This window comes from Rhizobium sp. SL86 (assembly GCF_026672545.1).
Lineage (GTDB): Bacteria > Pseudomonadota > Alphaproteobacteria > Rhizobiales > Rhizobiaceae > Neorhizobium.
On the sequence record NZ_JAPPRJ010000001.1, the window covers coordinates 1,618,064 to 1,638,185 of the forward strand.

The window sequence follows — 20,122 nt, forward strand, 5'->3', positions numbered from 1 at the left end:
GATGTTTCAGCACATTGAGCCGATCGAGGGGCTGGACGTCTTTCCTCAGACGGAAGACCGGATAAAGTCGCCGGTCTTGGAATCCATCAACCACAGTTCGCCGGTGGAAATATCGAACCAGGCGCCATGCAGGCGCATGCGGCCCTTTTCTTCGAGAATGCGCACGCAGGGGAAGGTTCTGAGGTTGGCGAGCGAACTGCGGATCGAGACCCGCTCCAAAGCCGTCTGGCGTTCCGCTTGGGTCAACACGTCCGTATTGGGAATCTGTTCGGCGGTCGGGCGCAACAGGCCCATCCACTTGCCGATGAAGTCGCCGGGCGACAGCGGTTCGTCGGACGGATCAAGCGCTGCTTGGATACCGCCACAGCGGCCGTGCCCCATCACCACGATATCGCGGATCTTCAGCACCTGGACGGCATATTCCAGCGCAGCCGACGTTGCGTGGTACTGGCCGTCCGGTTCGTAGGGCGGCACCAGATTGGCGACGTTGCGGATGACGAAGAGTTCGCCCGGCCCGGAATCGAAAATGGTTTCCGGTGCGGCCCGGGAATCGCAACAGGCGACAACAAGCGTATGCGGCTTCTGGCCGGTTTCCGCCAGGTTGCGGTAGCGATCGCGCTCCCCGCTGTAGCGGCCGCTCATGAAATTCTCATAGCCGGCAAGGAGGGTGGGCGGAAAATCTGTCATGCCTGTTTGCTTAATCTCCTGCGCGGTGAATATCAACTGTCTCGATTGTGCGCTGCGGAAACGCCGCTATCCGGCCTATCGCCGGCGGGTGCGGAACGGATGCATCAGGTGGCGAAGCTGCACCATGGCCATCGGCGTCGAAAGGCTTGCCGCATCGGTCTCGAGCGTCAACTCGTCACCGCCGCGTTTTGCCGTGCGGGCGAGGATCTCGTAGACGCTGGCGGTTGCCAGCTGCAGCGCCTTCTCTTCGTCCATGCCGGAGAGCAGCCGTGCCAGGAAGACGGCGGAGAGCAGATCGCCAAGACCGTTCGGCGGGTTGTCGATCAGCCGGTGTTCGGCAAGCAGCGCGTGATTGCCGGTCAGGTAGAGGTTGCCCGTGCCGCCTGCCATCATCGGCACGGCGGAGGTGACCAGCATCTTCGGCGGGCCGAGCGCGATGGCCGCGTCCATCACCGCGGTATTGCTGTCGAGATCGGCACCCGACAGCCAGGCGAGTTCATAGCGGTTCGGTGTTGCGAGTGACGCGAGCGGGATCAGCTCGTCGCGGATCGCCTCGGCCGTCGCCTGCGGCACGTAGAGGCCGCCCTTGTCGCCCATCACGGGATCACAGAGGTAGACGAGGTCCGGATTGCGCTCCTTCAGCGCAGTCACCAGCCGCGCCACGTGGCGCGGCTGTGTCGGGCTGCCGAAATAGCCGGTCAGCACCGCCTTCACCTCGCCGAGCCAGGGGGCCCGGATCAGGTCGTCGATCACCTGGCCGAACTGTTCGTCCGGCATGGTGACCCGTGTCGAGGGGCCATGACCCGGATGCCAGGGAAGGATGACCGTCGGCAGCGCCCAGACCGGAACGCCAAGGCTCTCCAGCGCAAAAACGGCCGCACGGTTGCCAACGGTGCCGCGCACGACATGGCTTGAGATGACGATGACGGCACTGCTTTCCGACATGAACGACCTCGATTTTTGCGTGTTGATCGATTTTTCATCGCTTCATGTCAACAAATTCCATGAAACTAAGCGAAACTCTGTGCCACAACTGCCATAAACCGAGCCGAAAACGTTGTTCGGACGCAATCAACATCCCCGGGAGGACTGCATGGCCGGCAAGCGAAATCCAAAACGCGAAAAACCCATCGAACTGGCGAAGGCTGCGCTGGGCCAGGAGGCCGCGGTCGCGCTTGATCCGGATATCCTGTTTGGCCGCGCGAGCATTGACGATCTGACCGCCTATACGCCGGAGATGCTGGCCCGGTCGGCGATCCATGCGGGTCAGGAGCTGAAGGCCTGGACGGGCGAGAGTGCCCATATCAGCATTTCGACCGTCGATGGCGTCGCGCCTGGCGGGGTGCCGGTCTGCATTCTGACGGTGATCGACCGCGACATGCCCTTCCTGTTCGATTCGATCATGGGTGAGGTGACGAGTTCCCATCGTGATATCACGCTGGCGGTGCATCCGATCCTCGTCGTCGAATCGGGCAAACAGCCGAGCCTTTATTCCTTCGAGCGCAGCGAAGCCGGCAGCCGGCACGTAAGCTTCATCCAGGTTCATCTGGCGCCTTTGTCCGACGACCAGTCGACCGGCCTCAAGGATCGGCTGCGGCAGGTGCTGGATCGTGTCCATTCGGCGATCAGCGACTGGAAGCCGATGCTCGAGCTTCTCAACGCCGCCATGACGGAACTGCCCGCCAATGGCGCAGGTCGCCGTAAGTCGGACCGTGAGGAGGCGCTGGAATTCCTCTCCTGGCTGCGCGACGGCAACTTCATCTTCCTCGGCATGCGCGAATATGTCTATTCCGGCGAAGGCGACAAGGCGACGGTCGAACGTGGCAAGGGCCGGGGTCTCGGCATTCTGTCGGATCCCGATGTGCTGGTGCTGCGCCAGGGTAAGGATGCGGTCACGACCACGCCGGAAATTCTCCAGTTCCTCCAGGGTCCCGATCTGCTCATCGTCACCAAGGCCAACGTCAAGTCGGTCGTTCACCGCCGGGCCTACATGGATTATGTCGGCATCAAACGCTTCGATGCTGCGGGCCGAGTGACCGGCGAACTGCGCGTCGTCGGCCTCTTCACGGCGACCGCCTACACCCATTCCGTCAACGAAATCCCGCTCTTGCGGGCCAAGGTCGAACAGGTCGAGGATCATTTCGGTTTTGATCCGCTCAGCCATTCCGGCCGCATGCTGCGCAACACGCTGGAATCCTATCCACGCGACGATCTCTTCCAGATCGATACGGATCTCCTGGCCCGTTATTGCGAACAGATCATGGAGCTTGCGGAGCGTCCGCGGGTGAGGGCGCTTGCGCGTATCGACCATTTCGACCGCTTTGTGTCGATCATCGTCTACGTGCCGCGCGAAAACTACAATTCGGCAGTGCGTGAAAAGATCGGCGCCTATCTCGCCTCCGCCTATCAGGGCCATGTGTCGGCCTATTACCCGGCTTTCCCGGAAGGCGGCACCGCGCGCGTTCACTTCATCATCGGCCGGCGTGACGGCAAGACGCCGCGCATTCCGCAGCCGAAGCTGGAAGAGGCGATCCGCGCCATCTCGACCCCGTGGGAAGAGCGGTTCGTTGGTCTTGCCGGTGCCGATGCACCGCTGATCGAAACCACCTTTGCCTTCCAGGAAGCCTTCTCGCCGGAGCAGACCGTCTCGGACCTGCCGAACATTCTGGCCTGCGCCCAAGGCGAACCGATCCGCATCTCGCTCTACGAACGGCAGGAAGAGGAGCGCCTCATCCTGGCGCTGAAGATCTTCCATGCGGAAGAGCATCTGGCACTCTCGCGCCGCGTGCCGCTTCTGGAAAATCTCGGCTTCCAGGTGGTCAGCGAGCGCACCTTCGATCTGGAACTGCCGGACGCCGGCAAGCGGATCGTGCTGCACGACATGGAACTGGAACTGCCGGAAGGCGGACGGATCGATTTTGCCAAGGAAGCGCCGCTGATCGAGGAGGCTTTCCTCGCCGCCTTTGCCGGTCTGGTCGACAATGACAGCTTCAACCGGCTGGTGCTTCTGACCGGTCTGTCTGTTCGGGAAGTCACGGTGCTGCGCGCTTATGCCCGTTATCTGCGCCAGACGGGGATCGTTTATTCGCAGGCCCATATCGCCGATACGCTCGCCCGTTATCCGGCGATCAGCCGGCGCATCTTTGCCCTTTTCCGCGACGGCTTCGATCCGGCCATCGGCGAAAAACAGCGCGAACGCAAGCTGACCGATCACCATGCGGCGATCGAAGAGGCGCTGATTGCGGTGCCGAACCTCGATGACGACCGTACCTTCCGCCGTTTCGTCAATGCGATCGATTCGACGCTGCGCACCAACTATTTCCAGCGTGGTGCCGACGGAAAGCCGAAGCCGATCCTGGCCTTCAAGTTCGATCCGAAACTGCTGGAAGGCCTGCCGCAGCCGCGCCCCTTCCGCGAAATCTACGTCTATGGCACCGAGGTGGAGGGTGTTCACCTGCGCTTCGGCAAGGTTGCCCGCGGCGGCCTGCGCTGGTCGGATCGCGGCGAGGACTACCGCACGGAGGTGCTGGGTCTCGTCAAGGCACAGCAGGTGAAGAACGCCGTCATCGTGCCGGTCGGCGCCAAGGGCGGTTTCTTCCCGAAGCGCCTGCCGTCTCCTGCCCAGCGTGATGCCTTCTTCAACGCCGGCAAGGAGGCCTACAAGACCTTCATCCGCACGCTGCTGTCGATCACCGACAACATCATTGGCGGCGAGGTCATCGGCCCCGCCGATACGTTGCGGCTCGATGGCGACGATCCCTATTTCGTCGTGGCCGCCGACAAAGGGACGGCCACCTTCTCCGATACCGCCAACGGGCTGGCGCAGGAAGCGGGCTTCTGGCTCGACGATGCCTTTGCTTCCGGCGGTTCGGCGGGTTACGACCACAAGAAGATGGGCATTACCGCCCGCGGTGCGTGGGAAGCGGTCAAGCGGCATTTCCGCGAGATGAACATCGACATCCAGTCGACGCCCTTCTCGGTCGCCGGTGTTGGCGACATGTCCGGCGACGTCTTCGGCAACGGCATGCTGCTTTCGAAGCACATCCGCCTGATTGCCGCCTTCGACCATCGCGACATCATCATCGATCCCAATCCCGACACGAAAAAGAGCTTTGCCGAGCGCAACCGCATGTTCAAGCTGTCGCGCTCCAGCTGGCAGGATTTCGATCACTCGGTTCTCTCCGAAGGCGGAATGATCATTTCGCGCGCGGAAAAATCGGTCAAACTCACCCCGCAGGCAAAGGCCGCCATCGACATCGACAAGGATGTCGCGACCCCCTTCGAGATCATGACGGCGATCCTGAAGAGCCCGGTCGATCTTCTGTGGTTCGGCGGTATCGGCACCTATATCAAGGCGCTGTCGGAGACCGATGCGGAAGTCGGCGACCGCGCCAACGATCCGATCCGTGTTGCGGCCGGCGAGGTGCGTGCCAAGGTCATTGGCGAAGGCGCCAATCTCGGCGTCACCCAGAAGGGCCGCATTGCTTATGCCCTGAATGGCGGGCGCATCAATTCGGACGCGATCGACAATTCGGCGGGCGTGAATTCCTCCGACGTCGAGGTCAACATCAAGATTGCGCTGAGCCCCGCCATGCAGGATGGCCGCCTGCCGCGCGACAAACGCGACAAGCTGCTCGCCTCCATGACGGACGAGGTGGCCGGCCTCGTGTTGCGCAACAACTACCTGCAGACGCTGGCGATTTCGCTCACCACACGGCGGGGAAGCCGCAACCGCGAGGTTCTCGCCCGCCTCATGTCGGCGCTCGAAACGCGCGGCGAGCTGAACCGCAAGGTCGAGACCCTGCCGGACGATGCGGAACTGGCCGACCGTTATGCCTCCGGCAAACCGCTCACGCGTCCGGAAGTCGGCGTCCTGCTCTCCTATGCCAAGATCGTTCTGTTTGACGCGATCGTGGCGAGCGAACTGCCGGATGATCCCTATTTCGGCCAGGTCCTGACGGGGTATTTCCCGAAGCAGATGCAGAAGACCTATGCGGACGACATCGCCCATCACCGCCTGCACCGGGAAATCGTCGCCACGGTGCTCGCCAACGAGGTGATCAACCGCGGCGGTCCGGGTTTCACCCAGATGCTGAGCGATATCAGCGGTCGTGGCCAGGTGGATGTGGTGAAGGCCGCCTTCATCGCCCGTGACGCCTATGACCTGCCGAAACTCTGGGCCGCTGTCGATGCGCTCGACGGCCAGCTGGATGGCGAGACGCAGAACGATCTCTACGAGCAGATCGGCGAGATCTTCGTCGGTGCGACGATCTTCATCCTGCAGACCGGCATGACGGCGGGGCCGGTCCAGGCGGCCGTCTCGCGTATCCGCACGGGTCTGAAGAGCCTGCGCGGCGCGATCTCCAAGACCTCCGTCCGGGCGGACAGCCTGCCGGACGATGTGCCGGAAGAGCTGATCGAGGAGCTGAACATCCTGCCGAACCTCGTGCTGGTGCCGGAAATCATGCTGATTTCGGAACGCAGCGGTGCAGCCCTCGCACGGGCGACCGAGGTTTATTTCAGCGTCACCGACACCTTCCGCGTCAACCGCTTCCTGGAATCCGGCGAGCGCTACAACGCGGCCGATCACTACGAGAATCTCGCGATCATCCGCAGCCTGCAGCAGATCGCGGCGGCACGGCGGGATATCGTCAGCAATGCGCTTGCCACCCACGGCAAGGATCGCAAGCCTCTGGAGGCCTGGCTTGCCAGTGATCGCGTCCGCCTCAACCGCATCAGCAGCGAGCTTCTTGCGATGAGCGAGGGCGAAACGACGCTGGCGCGGATGATGGTCGCGGCGAGCCTCTTCACCGATCTTGCCCAAAGCGGCGTTCGGTGATCCTATAGCCTCCGGTCAATCCGGAGGCGTGCGGTGGCAGGAACACACGAGGGGACGGTGCAGAAGGTGCCGTCCCGCGGAATCTGGGGCTGGATGCTGTTCGACTGGGCAGCCCAGCCCTTCTTTACGGTCGTCACGACCTTCGTCTTCGGACCCTATTTTGTTGCGCGCCTCACCGAAGATCCGGTGGCGGCCCAGGCCATGTGGAGCAACATGGCGACGGTCTCCTCCATCGTCATCGCGCTTCTCTCGCCGGTTCTCGGCTCGATTGCCGATCAGTCCGGCCCGCGCAAGCCGTGGATTGCCTGTTTCGCCGCAATCAAGATTGCATCGCTTGCGATGCTCTGGTTCGCAGCACCCGGCTCGCCGATCCTTTTGCCCGTGACCTTCATGATTTTCGCCTCGATCGCGGCGGAATTTTCCATCGTCTTTAATGATTCCATGATGCCGCGGCTGGTTGCACCCGCCGATGTCGGCCGGGTGTCGAACACCGCCTGGGGGCTCGGTTATCTCGGCGGCATGCTGGTGCTGATCCTCGTCGTCGGTTTTCTCGCGGCCGATCCCGCCTCCGGCAAGACGCTGCTGGGTCTGCCGCCGCTCTTCGGGCTCGATCCGGCGCTCGGCGAGGATGCGCGCATCACCGGCCCGCTGGCGGCGCTTTGGTACCTTGTCTTCATCCTGCCGATGTTTTTCTTCACGCCGGATGCCAAACAGGGCGAACCGATGGCGATGGCGGTCCGCTCCGGCCTGCGCGAACTGAAGGCAACGATCGGCGACCTTCTCGACCGCCGGCGCATGGTGTTGCGCTTCCTCGTTGCCCGCATGCTCTATCAGGACGGGGTCAACGGCCTGCTGATCCTCGGCGGCACGTTCGCGGCCGGCATGTTCGGCTGGGTGACACTGGAGATCGGCTTGTTCGGCATTCTCTTGAATGTCGTCGCCGTGTTCAGCTGCCTTGCCGCGGGTCGCCTCGACCGGTTGTTCGGGTCGAAGGCGGTCGTCATCCTGAGCCTTGTCCTGCTTCTGATCGCCACCGTCGGCATCATTTCGACGGGTCCCGGCTTCGTCGCCTTTGGTCTCATCCCGATGGCCATCGAAGACAGCGGCGGCCTGTTTGGCACGGCAGCGGAAAAGGCCTATCTCGGTTTCGGCCTGCTGATCGGCATGGCATTTGGCCCGGTACAGGCCTCATCGCGTTCCTATCTGGCGCGCAGCGTGCATCCGGACGAGGCGGGGCGTTATTTCGGCATCTACGCGCTTTCCGGCCGCGCCACCAGTTTCATGGCAACGCTCTCCTTCTCGCTCGTCACCTACGCCAGCGGCTCATCGCGGCTGGGCATGGCTGTGCTGATCGTCTTCCTGGCGGCCGGTTTCCTGCTGCTGTTGAAGACGCCTTACCCGGCGCGGGAAGGGGCACGCTGACAATTTTGGTGTGCTCGCAGGGCGGAATGAAGACCCCTCCCCAACCCCTCCCCACAAGGGGGAGGGGCTAGCCCCTGCCGCGCCGTTTGCGGCTCATTCTCTGCCTTCGCTGGAGCGAAGATCCTTTAGGTTTGCATGGGGACGGCGCCACAGGTCTTCTCCCCCCTTGTGGGGGAGATGGCCGGCAGGCCAGAGAGGGTCTTTTTCTGGATCGATGGCCCCTCATGCCTGATTGTGGGCCAGGTTCGTCTCAATGGCGGAAATGCCGCATGCCGGTGAAGACCATGGCGACGCCATGCTCGTTGGCGGCGGCAATCACCTCTTCGTCGCGCATCGAGCCGCCTGGCTGGATGACGGCGGTGGCGCCCGCGGCGATCATCGACAGCAGGCCATCGGCAAACGGCAGGAAGGCTTCGGAGGCGACGGCAGAGCCCTTGGTCATCGGTTCGGCCCAGCCCATGGCCTTGGCCGCATCCTCGGCCTTGATGCCGGCGATACGGGCGGAATCGACGCGGCTCATCTGGCCGGCGCCGATGCCGGCGGTCTGGCCGTCCTTGGCATAGACCACCGCATTCGACTTGACATGTTTCGCCACCTTGTAGGCGAACTTCATGTCGATCAGTTCCTGCTCGGTCGGAGCGCGCTTGGTCACCACCCGCAGGTCGAGGTCTTCGACCATGGCGTTGTCGCGGGTCTGCACCAGCAGACCGCCGGAGACGGTCTTGGCGGTGAAGCCGCGCGAGCGCGGATCGGGCAGGCCGCCGGTCACCAGCAGGCGCAGGTTCTTCTTCGCAGCGATGATCTCCTGCGCTTCGTCGGTCACGGCCGGGGCGATGATGACCTCGGTGAAGACCTTGACGATCTCGGTCGCCGTTTCCGCATCGAGCAGCGTGTTGAGTGCCACGATGCCACCGAAGGCGGAGACGGAATCGCAGGCAAGCGCCCGCTTGTAGGCGTCCGTCAGGCTCGCGCCGATCGCCACACCGCACGGATTGGCGTGTTTGATGATGGCGCAGGCCGGGGCATTCTTCGGATCGAATTCGGAGACGAGTTCGAAGGCGGCGTCGGTATCGTTGATGTTGTTGTAGGAGAGCTGCTTGCCCTGCAGCAGTTTTGCGGTGGCAACGCCTTCGCGCTTCTCACCCGTCAGGTAGAAGCCGGCGGACTGGTGCGGGTTCTCGCCGTAACGCATTTCCTGCGACAGCGCGCCGCCGAGCGTGCGGTAACGCGGGATCTCGATGTCGAGCGCTTCGGCAAACCAGTTGGAGATCATCGTGTCATAGGCTGCCGTGCGGGCATAGGCGCGGGCGGCAAGCTTCTGGCGGAAGGCGTAAGCCGTCTGGCCGTCGTCGGAGCGCAGAGCCTCGATCACCTGCGGATAGTCCTGCGGGTCGGTGACGACCGTCACATAAGCATGGTTCTTGGCGGCGGCGCGGATCATCGCCGGGCCGCCGATATCGATGTTCTCGACGGTCGTCGGATAGTCGCCGCCGGCGGCGCGCACTTCCTCGAAGGGGTAGAGATTGATGACGGCAAGATCGATCGCACCGATCTTGTGTTCTTCCATCGCCTTCACATGCTCGGCATCGTCGCGGATGGCGAGCAGGCCGCCATGCACGCCCGGATGCAGCGTCTTCACGCGGCCGTCCATGATTTCCGGAAAACCCGTGACGTCGGAGACGTCGGTGACCTCGAGGCCGGCCTCGCGGATCGCCTTGAAGGTGCCGCCGGTCGACAGCAGCCGAACGCCGAATTCGCTGAGTGCCCGCGCCAGCTCGATGATGCCGGTCTTGTCGGACACCGACAGCAGCGCCGTGCGGATCTTCACTTTGTCGGGGGCGGGGATCATCTTGGAAACAACGGCCATCGGTCACTCCGTTCGGGGCGCAGGCCGTCTCATCCGGCGGACGGCCTTTTCATGCGCGCCGCCTAGCACAGCTTGAGGCGAGAGGGAACGGCTGTGGCGCGATCGGCCGCCTCAAACCTGCTGCTTCAGCATCCAGCGGAGGTCAGAGGTACCGGGCAGATCGAAATCGATGACCAGTTGCTGGCTCGGACGCATGCCGGACACGTCCGCGAAGAACACGTCCTCCTCGATCCCCACCTCCAGTCCGGGGGCGGTGAACAGCCAGACCTCCCCATCCGCACCTTCCATGGAGATGGTCTCGGCGTCGATACGCGACAACATGACGGAGGGATGGATATGGAAGCGCGCGGTGCCGGAAACGGCTTTGCCGTCGGCGTCGTCCGGCACGAAGAAGTGGTCATGCCCCTTGATCTTGTGCCCCTTGGCAGCAAGGCCGATCTCCCGCTGGTGCACATAACCGAAGGGGGCCACATACCCGTCATGCGAAGCCTTCAGCCAATCATTGCCATAGGCATCCTCCCAGCGCTGCACGGAAAAATCCTCCGCACCATCAAGCAGCAGCGGTCCGAGCAGGCGGGATGTGGCGATACGGGCGGACGAGGTTTCTCCGAGCGTCACGGTCGAATGGGCGGCGGTGGCGCGCGACAGCTGCCGATAGCTGCGGCCGGCAAATTTCGGCGCGCCTGCATTGACGATGAACCGGCTGCGGCCGGCGGAAAATTCGAAGCACAGATAACCGGCATGGGCGCCGCGCGAGAGGTCGGGCGACAGCGGCCGGCCGGTATCGACAAGGATCGTCGTCTCGCCCGCCGTCAGCCGGTGATAGTGGCAGTGGGGCAGGGCCTTGAACGGTTTTCCGCCCGTCTCGTCGTAACGCAGCACGGCAGACAGTTCGGCCGCCGGCGTGGCACTTGCCCCGTTGAACAGTGCCAGATCGCCGTCCTGGTGGCGGAAGAAACGCAGCGCCGGATAGATGCGGTCGATGGTCGGGATCAGTTTCTGCGGAACGTCATAACCGAGATTGATATAGGTCTGCCGCAACGGCAACAGATCCAGCAGGATTTCGAGTGCCGCCCGCGGATTGCGCGAAACATGGCCGCCATCCGGCAGGATCTGCAGTTCCAGCTCCCGGTCCAGCCTTGCGCCTTCGCGGCGGATCAGCTTTTCCGGCGAGGGAATGGCAAGCGAGGCCATGGCAAGCGCGATATGGATCCTGAGGCGTGTCTCGGTCGGTGGAAGGCAGGCCGCCGCCTTGCGGAGAAATTGCCGATGGCAGGCGATGCAGCGCATGAAGCGGCGATAGAAGCCGCTTTCCGCCCCATGCAGCACGACCGGGGAATGGGAGAGGAGAGAAATCATCCGCTCCGCCGCCACATGCGGCTCCCAGGCCGGCACCGCGATCTTGCGGCCGTGGATCTGTATCCAGGCGTTCAGCAGGTGGCGCGCCTGGGCGCGTGCCTCGTCCTTGCGCAGCGCCCGGATATGCCGCAGCCAGGCGAAGGAATGCAGCCTTTCGGCAAAGGCGCGCGACGGCAAGGGTTCGAGGAAGGGGTTGTCCTCCTCCGTCTCGAACAGGCGACCGGCGAGCGGAAAACGGCCGGCCATGATTTCCTGGGCGATGAAGGGGTCTGCGGCGCGCAGATCCGTGGGGGCCACGACCAGACGTTCGGGCACGGTCATGCCGATCTTCGTGGCCAGCATGCGAACGGGCAGCAGCCGGCGGCAAAGGCGCCGCTGCGCCTCTGTCAGTCCCAAAGCTAGACGTCTTCGGCGCTCAGCCAGCAACATGTCCCGATACCGATACTGTCGAAATAGGGGCGCCTCCCGCACCCTCGCCATTTGCCGCGAAGGTTCGCCCCATCATCGCTAATATGTGCGCCGGTATGGTGAATAAAGTCTTAGCGTCGTCTCAGCACGCAGGCAAAGAAGCCGTCCATGCCGCCCGCGTAATCCTCGTCGCCCGGCAGCATCGCCGGTGTCGTGCGGAATTCGCCGTCCGGCGTAATGGCCGTCTCGAGGCCCGGCCAATCCTCGGGCCGGATCGGAGCGCGTTCCACGGATGCGTCTTGCCTGAGCAGGGTCTTGACCAGCTCTTCGCCCTCCAGCGGATCGAGCGAGCAGTTGGAGAAGACGATCAGGCCGCCGGGTTTGACCAGCGTGATGGCATGGCGCAGCATGCGCGCCTGCAGGCCGGCCAGCTTTTCGATATCTTCGGGGCCCTTGGTCCACAGCACGTCCGGATGGCGGCGGGTCGTGCCGGTGGAGGAGCAGGGCGCATCGAGCAGCACGCCGTCCAGAGGCTCGTCCGGCTTGAACTCGAAAAGGTCGGTATGGCGGATCTCCGCCTTGAGCTTCAGCCGGTCCAGGTTTTCGGTCAGCCGTTGAGCCCGGTTTGCCGATTGTTCGATGGCAATCACCTCGGCGCCCAGCGCCACCAGCTGCGCCGTCTTGCCGCCTGGCGCGGCGCAAAGATCGGCGATCCGCTTGCCCTTCAGATTTCCGAACAGCTGGGCGGGGAGTGCTGCCGCCGCATCCTGCACCCACCAGGTGCCATCCTCGAAACCTTCCAGGGCGGTCACCGACCCGTCGAAGGCCTTCAGGCGCAGGCTGCCCGTCGGAAGCGGTTTTGCGGCAAGCCGTTTTGCCCAGTCGTCGCGATCACCCTTCACCGTCAGATCGATCGGGGCCGGCGCAAGCTGGGCTTCGGCAATCTTGTCCGCCTGCTCGGCGCCATAGGCCTTGACGAGGCGGGCGCGATACCAGTCCGGCACGGGGGAAATTGTACGGCTGGCGGCGAGAATTTCGTCGCGTTCGCGCACCATGCGGCGCAGCACGGCATTCACTAGCTTGGCAAAACGCCGGTTGCGCGGGTCGCGATTGGCCTGTTCGACGGCGAGATCGACTGCGGCATGGGCCGGCACGTCGAGATAGAGGATCTGGGCGGCCGCGACAGAGAGCACATGCTGAAGCGCGCGCGCGCCTTCCGGCAGCGGTGAATCAATCAGCGAGGCAATCGCATGTTCCACGCGCGGCAGGTGGCGAAGCGTCGTGTTGAGGATGGCGCGTGTCAGCGCCCGGTCCGCATCGCTCAGCACCTTGTAGGCCGGGTTTCCATGGGCCGGGTCCAGCATGCCGTCGAGTGAGGTCTTCTTGTCGATCACGGCGGCCAGGATCTTGGCCGCCGTCATGCGCACCTCGATGCCGGGCTTCGGTGCGAAGGGATTGTTCGGCTCTTTGTCCACCCGGCCGGCCGGGCGCTTGAAGGGCTTCTTGCTGCGTTTCTTGTTATCGTCTGCCGTCAAGACCAGGGACCTTTGCGCGGTTCGTCATGGCTGCGTCCCGAACCGGTGGTCGGAACGGAGCGCGATCTGCGCGTGGGTCTAGCAGCGGAAAAGGCTGGCGTCGAGGCGCCGGCAAATTCGGAGGCCATGGCCTGCAGGGCAGCGATCCGGTTTTCCGTGTTTGGATGGGTGGAGAAGAGGTTGTCCATCCGCTCGCCGGAAAGCGGGTTGATGATGAACATATGCGCGGTCGCCGGATTGCGTTCGGCATCGTCATTGTGGATCACCTGGGCGGCCCCGGCGATCTTGCCGAGTGCGGAGGCGAGCCACAGCGGGTTGCCGCAGATCTCGGCACCGCGCCGGTCGGCGGAATATTCGCGCGTGCGGCTGATCGCCATCTGCACCAGCGCTGCGGCCAGCGGCGCGACGATCATCGCCACCAGAACGCCGATGAAACCGAGCGGATTGTTGTTCTCGCGGTTGCCGCCGAAAAAGAAGGCGAAATTGCCGAGCATGGAGATGGCACCGGCGAGCGTCGCGGTTACCGTCATGGTCAGCGTATCGCGGTTCTGCACATGCGCCAGTTCATGCGCCATCACGCCGGCCACTTCCTGCGGGGTCAGCCGCTCCAGAAGCCCGGTCGAGGCGGCCACGGCGGCATTCTGCGGGTTGCGGCCGGTGGCGAAGGCATTCGGCTGCGGACTGTCGTAGATATAGACGCGCGGCATGGGCAGCCCGGCATTGGCGGAGAGATCACGGATCATGTGAAAGAATTCGGGCGCATTTCTTTCATCCACCTCTTGAGCCCGGTAGGCCGACAATACCATCTTGTCGGAGTTCCAGTAGGAAAAGAGGTTCATGCCGGCGGCGATGAGAAAGGCGATCATCATGCCGCCGCGGCCTCCGATCAGGAAGCCGACGCCCATGAAAAGGGCCGTCATGAAGGCCAGAAGCATGGCGGTGCGCATCATGTTCATCGTTGCGTCTCCAGGAAAGGGGGCGGCGTTTTGGCAAATGCCGCACTTTGCCTTAGGATGTGGTTATTGAGGGTTGGTTTTCAATATTGATGCAGACCAGTACGGGTTGACGTGATGCAGGAACCGGACAACGACAACATTCAGGCGGATGACGCGGAGGACGCGGCACCGAAGGTTTTGTCTCCAGCCGCCCAAAGGGCGCTGAAAGAGGCGGAGGAGCGCCGGGCGCAGGAACGGCCGGTCGACAGGCCGACCGAACTCGGTGGCCGTGGTGGCGCGGATCCCGCCCGGTTCGGCGATTGGGAAATCAACGGCCGCGCCATCGATTTCTGACTTGCATGACTGAGCCGGCCGGTCAGCGATCCGGCCGCGCCTCGTTTTCGTCGATCCAGGCGGTCAGCGCGGCGATGATCGCAAGCCGCAGGCTGGACTGCTGTGTGAGTGCGCGCGTCAGCGCCACCGCCTGGTCAGGATAGCCGAGATCCTCCACCACATCGGAAGGCCCGATCCGGCGGGTCACCATGATCGCCTCGATCCGTCGCACCGTTGCGGGCAGCAGATAACGGCCATTGGCGATCAGCGTGTCGCTCTTCGTTTCCTGGTGCGCCTGCCGCCTGGCCGGTCGTGTGGATTGCGCAGGCCCGACCTGATCGAGAAAGGCCTGGCGTTCCTCGGGACTTGCCCGTTTCCAGTGTTTGTGAAGTTTGGCGAGTGGCGTTCGCCCGCGCGGCTTGGGCATCCCGTTCCCTCTTTTGGAGGATCATCGGATCAGCCTGTACGTGAAACTTGCGGCAGGGGCGACCCCGTTTTTCAGCTCGCCAGGAAAGTCGGTAGCGGCGCCAGCATCTGCTTCAGCTGCTGCGGGTGGCGGATGCCGAACAGGTACCAGTCGATGAGCGCGCGTGCCATATCCGCCGCCTCCGGGCCATCCATGGAAATGGCACGTTCGGTGCAGATGTCCTCGAGCACCATTCTCAGAAAAGAAAGGTCCCTGGCGTCCAATGTATCGAAGGATGAGAACGTCATCGCTCGTCTCCCCAAGCCATGGGACAAGCCTAGGAAGTATATTAGACAACGTCAAAACAAAGCGCCGGCCCTGATCGCGAAGTGTGATCCGGTGTGTCGTGCCTGCAACGGTCCAAGGGGCCGACGGCCGGCTTGCACCGCTCGAAAAGGGCCCGGGCAAATGAAAACCGACGCCTTCGTGTGCCGATTCGTACGACCTCTCTTTGCAGAGTGTGCAGTTATGTACCGCTCGATGTGGTCGGGAACGAATTCTTAATATGTCGGTCGCTAATTTATGTGGGAAAGTGTCGGATTTTGCCACCGCCAAACTGCGTAGCCGGCATACGGCCGGTGTCGGTGCCGAGATGTTATCGGAAATATGAATGCCGCTCATAGCGATTCTCGACGATCAGGAGACCAACCGCCGCATTTTCGAGAGGTTAGCGTCCTCCATCGAGAATGGGGTGGTCATTCGTATCTACGGTGATCCGTCGCTCGCCATCGCGGATTTCGAGCGTGGCTTCGTGCCTGATCTCATCGTCACGGACTACAAGATGCCGGTGATGGATGGCGAAGCCTTCATCCGGGCCCTGCGCACCCTGCCGGGTTTTTCGGAAATCCCGGTCATGGTCATCACCGTCTATGAGGAGCGCAGCTTTCGCATGCGCGCGCTGGAGGCCGGGGCGACCGATTTTCTGCAGAGCCCGGTCGATCATCAGGAATTCGTTGTCCGCGCCCGCAATCTTCTGAAGTTGCGCAAACAGCAGCTGCTTCTGGAATCCCGCGCCCACACGCTGGCGGAAGAGCTTGCGACGAGTGAGCAGTCTCGCGAGGCGGCGCTCAGGGATTCCAGCGAGCGCCTTGCCCAGGTCATCGATACCGTTCCGGCCATCGTGAGCGCCTCGGACAGCAATGGCCGCATCCTGTTTGCCAATGCCTTTGCCGGCCAGTTCCTCGGGCTCGATCCGGCCGAGCTCGTCGGCAAGTCGAGCGACGTGCTGGTTGATGCCGATCTTGCCGGGCCGAACCGCACGCTCGACCGGAAGGTTATGCGCGGTGGCGAGGCGCTGAAGAGTTTTGAGCGCACGCTGACGAACGCCTCCGGCGAAAAGCGGGTGTTCCTGACGACGAAGACACCGTTGAAGGATGCGGATGATGTCATTGTCGGCGTGCTCACCAGTGCGCTCGATATCACTGACCGCAAGCGCGCCGAAGAACATCTGCTGCATGCCGCCCGGCATGACGGGCTGACCAATCTGCCCAACCGCACCTTCCTGCACGACCGTCTTCGCCGCGAAGTGGCGCGTGCCCGGCGCGGCGACCGGGCATTTGCCCTGCATTTCATCGATATCGACGAATTCAAGAGCATCAACGATCTGATGGGACAGGAGGCCGGTGACGCCTTCCTGCAGGAGATCGCCCTTCGTCTGCAGGCGCTCGCGGGTGCGGAAGACATGGTGGCGCGGCTTGGCGCTGACGAGTTTGCCCTTCTGCAGGCTCTTGGCCCGAATAAGACGACGGCCAGCGACATGGCGCAGCGTATCCTGGATGCCATCGGTTTTCCGGTGCGCCTTTCCGAGCGGGAGGCCGCCTGCAGCGCCAGCGTCGGGGTCACCTTCTATCCGACCGATGGTACCGAGGTGACGCAGCTCCTGCGCAATGCCGATCTTGCCGTGCAGCAGGCCAAGGATTCCGGCGGCAACCAGTTCCGTCTCTATGAAACCAACATGGCCGATCGCATCCGCAACAACGCGGTTCTCGACAGCCGTCTGCGCACCGCCATCGAGCAGAAGCAGTTTGTGCTGTATTATCAGCCGCAGATTTCCGCCAAGACCGGTGCCGTGATCGGTGCGGAAGCGCTGCTGCGCTGGAACGAGCCGGGTCGCGGCCTGGTCTCCCCCGGCGAGTTCCTGCTGCGGGCGGAAGAGAACGGCCTGATCGTGCCGATCAATGAATGGGTCATCCACGAGGCCTGCCGCGAGGCGAAGTCCTGGCATCGCCTGGGGCTCGGGCATCTGAGGATCGGCATCAACCTGTCGCCGGTGCAGTTCCGCCGTGTCAACGTGGCGGCATTGGTCCTGAAGGCGCTTGATGCCACTGGTCTCGATCCGAAATGCCTTGATCTCGAGATCACCGAAAACATCGTCATGGAGAAGACGGAATCGGTCATCTCTGTGCTTCGCCAGCTCTCGGACCTCGGCGTCGGCATCTCGATCGACGACTTCGGCACCGGTTATTCCTCACTGAACTATATCAAGCAGTTCCCCATCGACCGCATCAAGATCGACCAGACCTTCGTGCGCAACATGGTCACTGATCCGAGCGACCACACGATCGTGCGTACGGTGGCCCATCTCGGCCACAGTCTCGGCCTGACGGTGGTTGCCGAAGGTGTCGAGACAGAGGCGCAGGCCAAACTTCTGATGGCTGACGGCTGCGACGTGATGCAGGGTTACCTCTATGGGCGCCCCATGCCGGCGCAGGATCTGATCGCGCTCGTCCGCTCTGGCCCCGTTCTTGAGAAAAGTGCATGACCAAGCTGCGTCCCTTCCCTTTCCACCGCCTGTTTGCCCGGCCGTTCTGGGCATCGGTGCGCGACATGCGTGCCCTCCTCAAGGAGCGGCCGGATACCGAACACGAGCTGACGGCCAATCGGCTGCTGATTTCCTCGACGATCCTGATCTATCTGGTGATTGCCCAGGCGCTCGGCTCGGAAGCAGCGGCGGCGGCGCTGGCCGTCGCGGCCCTGCCGGTTTTTCTGTTCGAGCTGTTTGCCGCCGGCGTCTTCATCCATATCCTGCTGGTTCCGGGCGTTTCGCCGATCCGGCGGATTGCCGGGATCTTCGCCGATATCAGCATGTTTTCGTATGGCCTGCATGCCAGCGGCGAGGCGGGCGCTGCCATGTTCCTCGTCTATTTCTGGGCGGTGCTCGGCAACGGTTTCCGTTTCGGGGTCTTCTACCTGACGGTCGCCACCGTTACGGCCGTGGCGGCATTCCTTGTGGTCTATCACACGACACCCTTCTGGCAGGAACAGCCGATGGTTTCGCTGGGACTGATCGGTGCGCTGATCGTCATTCCCGCCTATTCCTCCAAGCTCATCCGCAAGCTTTCGCAGGCCAAGCGGGAGGCGGAGGAGGCAAGCCAGGCCAAGAGCCTGTTTCTCGCCAGCATGAGCCATGAACTGCGCACGCCGCTCAATGCCGTCATTGCGCTGAGTGATCTTCTCGTCCAGATGCAGCTTAAGCCCGATCAGCGCGACATGGTGCGTACCATCGGCCGTTCCGGTCGTTCGCTTCTGTCGTTGATCGAGGCGGTCCTCGATCTGTCGAAGATCGAGGCGGGCCAGACAAGTGTCATCCCGCAGAAAGTCGATCTGCCGCTGCTGCTCGGCGATGTCAGGGCGATGATCGGCGTGAATGCGGAGAAAAAGGGGCTGCGGATCGCCCTTCACATGGCAAGCGGTACACCTCGCTTCGTCATGGCTGATCGGCGGCATCTTGAGGAAATCCTGCTCAATCTTGCAAGCAACGCGGTCAAATTTACCGAAACTGGTCATGTGCGGATCGAGGTTGCCTTCGACCGGTCACAGGGCAGCGATCTCCTGCGCTTCGAAGTCGCCGATACGGGTATCGGCATCGATGAAACGGCGCATGCGCGCATCTTCGAGCGCTTCACCCAGGCCGATGGCACGATCATGGATCGTTTCGGCGGGACCGGCCTCGGTCTGGCGATCGTCAAGCAGCTGGTGCGGGCCATGGGCGGCGATATCGGTGTGCGCAGCGCGCCGGGCGAAGGAAGCACCTTCTATTTCCACCTGCCGACCGAGGTGGTGGACGCGGATCTGCCGATCGTCGAGATGTTGCCTTTTGTCCTGTTTGGCGAACGTCGTAGCCTGCCGCAGCCGTTGCAGCCCTTTGCCACTACGGTGGGCACGGTGGCGGAGGCAGTCGAAGCCTTGCGTGCGCTGAACGTTCAGACCGGCCGTCGACCGGTCGTCTTCATCGATACTCAGGCTCCCGGACCGTCTCCAAGCCAGCTGGCCCGGTCTCTTTTGTCTCACTTCGAACGTCGCGACGAACCGGTGCTCGTGTTGTTCGACCGGCATGACGAGGCCGTGCGACTGGCACCTGCCATGCGTGACCTGTTCTTCTGCACGGCGGGTGGGAGTGGCACGGAGTGTCTTTCCAATATTTCGGCACTGACAACGGGCGGCAGCACGGTTCCGGAAGATGCGATTCTTCCCGCGCCCTCCTCTGTCAGCTGGCGCATCCTCATTGCCGACGACAACAAGACGAACCAGATGGTGCTCGGCAAGATCCTGGAAATGGCCGGTCATCAGCACGAAACGGTGGACAATGGCGAAGCCGCGGTCGAGCGTATGCTGAAGGGTGACCTCGATCTGGTGCTGATGGACGTGAACATGCCGGTGATGAACGGCATCGAGGCCACGAAGTTCTACAATTTCGCCTCGCTCGGAAGCCGGAAGATCCCGATCATTGCCGTCACGGCGGATGCGACCGGCGAAGCGCATCAGCGCTGCATGGATGCCGGTATGACGGCCTGTGTGACAAAGCCGATCGAACCGCGCGCCTTGCTGGAGGTGATCGCCGCCGCTCTGGCCGATGCCGCTCAGCCGGAGGCGGCTACGGTCTACCCGCAGACCCCGGTGCTTGTCAGTGAAGAGCCGGTTGCGGACCATCCGGTGATCGATCCGTCCACCTGCAGCGCGCTCGAGAAGCTCGGCGGAACGGAATTCGTCGATACGCTCCTCAACCAGTTCGCGGATGATTCGGTGTCGGCGCTCAATGCGCTGGCCGCAGCTGTTGCAGAGGAGGACGTGCATGGTTTCCGCAATTCCGCCCACGCGCTGCGCAGCGCCGCGGCGAATGTCGGCGCCATGCGGATCTACCAGATGTGCCTGGAATGGCGGGAGATCAACGATCCGCAGCTCGCTGCAGAAGGCGAACGCCATGTCCACCATCTGCGCGACGAGTTCGAGCGCTTCCGGTCGGAACTCGACCTGCGCCGGGCCTCGTGACCG

The 20,122-nt window shown here is 63.0% G+C and carries 13 protein-coding genes; 5 read left to right on the forward strand and 8 right to left on the reverse strand.

The features are described 5' to 3' along the window. Nucleotides 1-45 precede the first annotated feature (45 nt). Both OU993_RS08120 and pdxY read right to left on the reverse strand, forming a co-directional pair. Entirely contained in the window at nt 46-687 is a 642-nt protein-coding gene (locus tag OU993_RS08120; RefSeq protein ID WP_268156042.1) for a carbonic anhydrase, read from the reverse strand. Between the two features lie 75 nt (nt 688-762). Then, the gene (gene pdxY / locus OU993_RS08125) at nt 763-1,632 is read right to left on the reverse strand and encodes a pyridoxal kinase PdxY (protein WP_268156043.1); all 870 of its coding nucleotides are present in this window, start codon (nt 1,630-1,632) and stop codon (nt 763-765) included. 148 nt (nt 1,633-1,780) lie between these two features. Here pdxY and OU993_RS08130 point away from each other — a divergent pair, with 148 nt between their 5' ends. Together OU993_RS08130 and OU993_RS08135 are read left to right on the forward strand one after the other, a co-directional pair. Continuing rightward, nucleotides 1,781-6,526, forward strand: coding sequence for an NAD-glutamate dehydrogenase (locus OU993_RS08130; RefSeq protein ID WP_268156045.1), 4,746 nt, complete (start codon nt 1,781-1,783; stop codon nt 6,524-6,526). 33 nt (nt 6,527-6,559) lie between these two features. After that, nucleotides 6,560-7,948: an MFS transporter gene (locus OU993_RS08135; RefSeq protein WP_268156046.1), complete on the forward strand. Its 1,389-nt coding sequence runs from the start codon at nt 6,560-6,562 to the stop codon at nt 7,946-7,948. 250 nt (nt 7,949-8,198) lie between these two features. On the opposite strand, the gene purH is transcribed toward OU993_RS08135, so the two are convergent. The 4 genes from purH to htpX form a co-directional block, all read right to left on the reverse strand. Continuing rightward, complete coding sequence (gene purH, locus OU993_RS08140; protein WP_268156048.1) at nt 8,199-9,815, reverse strand: bifunctional phosphoribosylaminoimidazolecarboxamide formyltransferase/IMP cyclohydrolase; 1,617 nt, start codon at nt 9,813-9,815, stop codon at nt 8,199-8,201. A gap of 111 nt (nt 9,816-9,926) precedes the next feature. Beyond that, nucleotides 9,927-11,603, reverse strand: a complete 1,677-nt coding sequence (locus OU993_RS08145; RefSeq protein ID WP_268156050.1) for a heparinase II/III family protein — start codon at nt 11,601-11,603, stop codon at nt 9,927-9,929. A gap of 110 nt (nt 11,604-11,713) precedes the next feature. After that, nucleotides 11,714-13,123, reverse strand: a complete 1,410-nt coding sequence (locus OU993_RS08150) for an RsmB/NOP family class I SAM-dependent RNA methyltransferase (RefSeq protein ID WP_442792941.1) — start codon at nt 13,121-13,123, stop codon at nt 11,714-11,716. Continuing rightward, nucleotides 13,114-14,073, reverse strand: a complete 960-nt coding sequence (gene htpX / locus OU993_RS08155) for a zinc metalloprotease HtpX (RefSeq protein WP_268156052.1) — start codon at nt 14,071-14,073, stop codon at nt 13,114-13,116. The genes OU993_RS08150 and htpX overlap by 10 nt, the downstream gene beginning before the upstream one ends. A gap of 114 nt (nt 14,074-14,187) precedes the next feature. Here htpX and OU993_RS08160 point away from each other — a divergent pair, with 114 nt between their 5' ends. Then, a complete protein-coding gene (locus OU993_RS08160) occupies nt 14,188-14,406 on the forward strand; it encodes a DUF1674 domain-containing protein (protein ID WP_268156054.1) in 219 nt (72 codons plus the stop codon). Between the two features lie 22 nt (nt 14,407-14,428). Here the strand turns inward: OU993_RS08160 and OU993_RS08165 are convergent, their stop codons facing one another. Continuing rightward, the gene (locus OU993_RS08165) at nt 14,429-14,812 is read right to left on the reverse strand and encodes a hypothetical protein (protein ID WP_268156056.1); all 384 of its coding nucleotides are present in this window, start codon (nt 14,810-14,812) and stop codon (nt 14,429-14,431) included. A 71-nt stretch (nt 14,813-14,883) separates the two neighbouring features. Beyond that, complete coding sequence (locus OU993_RS08170; RefSeq protein WP_268156058.1) at nt 14,884-15,099, reverse strand: hypothetical protein; 216 nt, start codon at nt 15,097-15,099, stop codon at nt 14,884-14,886. A gap of 362 nt (nt 15,100-15,461) precedes the next feature. Here OU993_RS08170 and OU993_RS08175 point away from each other — a divergent pair, with 362 nt between their 5' ends. Both OU993_RS08175 and OU993_RS08180 read left to right on the forward strand, forming a co-directional pair. Further along, nucleotides 15,462-17,612 (forward strand): two-component system response regulator, encoded by a 2,151-nt coding sequence (locus OU993_RS08175; protein ID WP_268156060.1) that lies wholly within the window; start codon nt 15,462-15,464, stop codon nt 17,610-17,612. Then, the gene (locus tag OU993_RS08180) at nt 17,609-20,119 is read left to right on the forward strand and encodes a hybrid sensor histidine kinase/response regulator (protein WP_268156061.1); all 2,511 of its coding nucleotides are present in this window, start codon (nt 17,609-17,611) and stop codon (nt 20,117-20,119) included. Before OU993_RS08175 ends, OU993_RS08180 begins: the two co-directional genes overlap by 4 nt. Nucleotides 20,120-20,122: the final 3 nt, after the last annotated feature.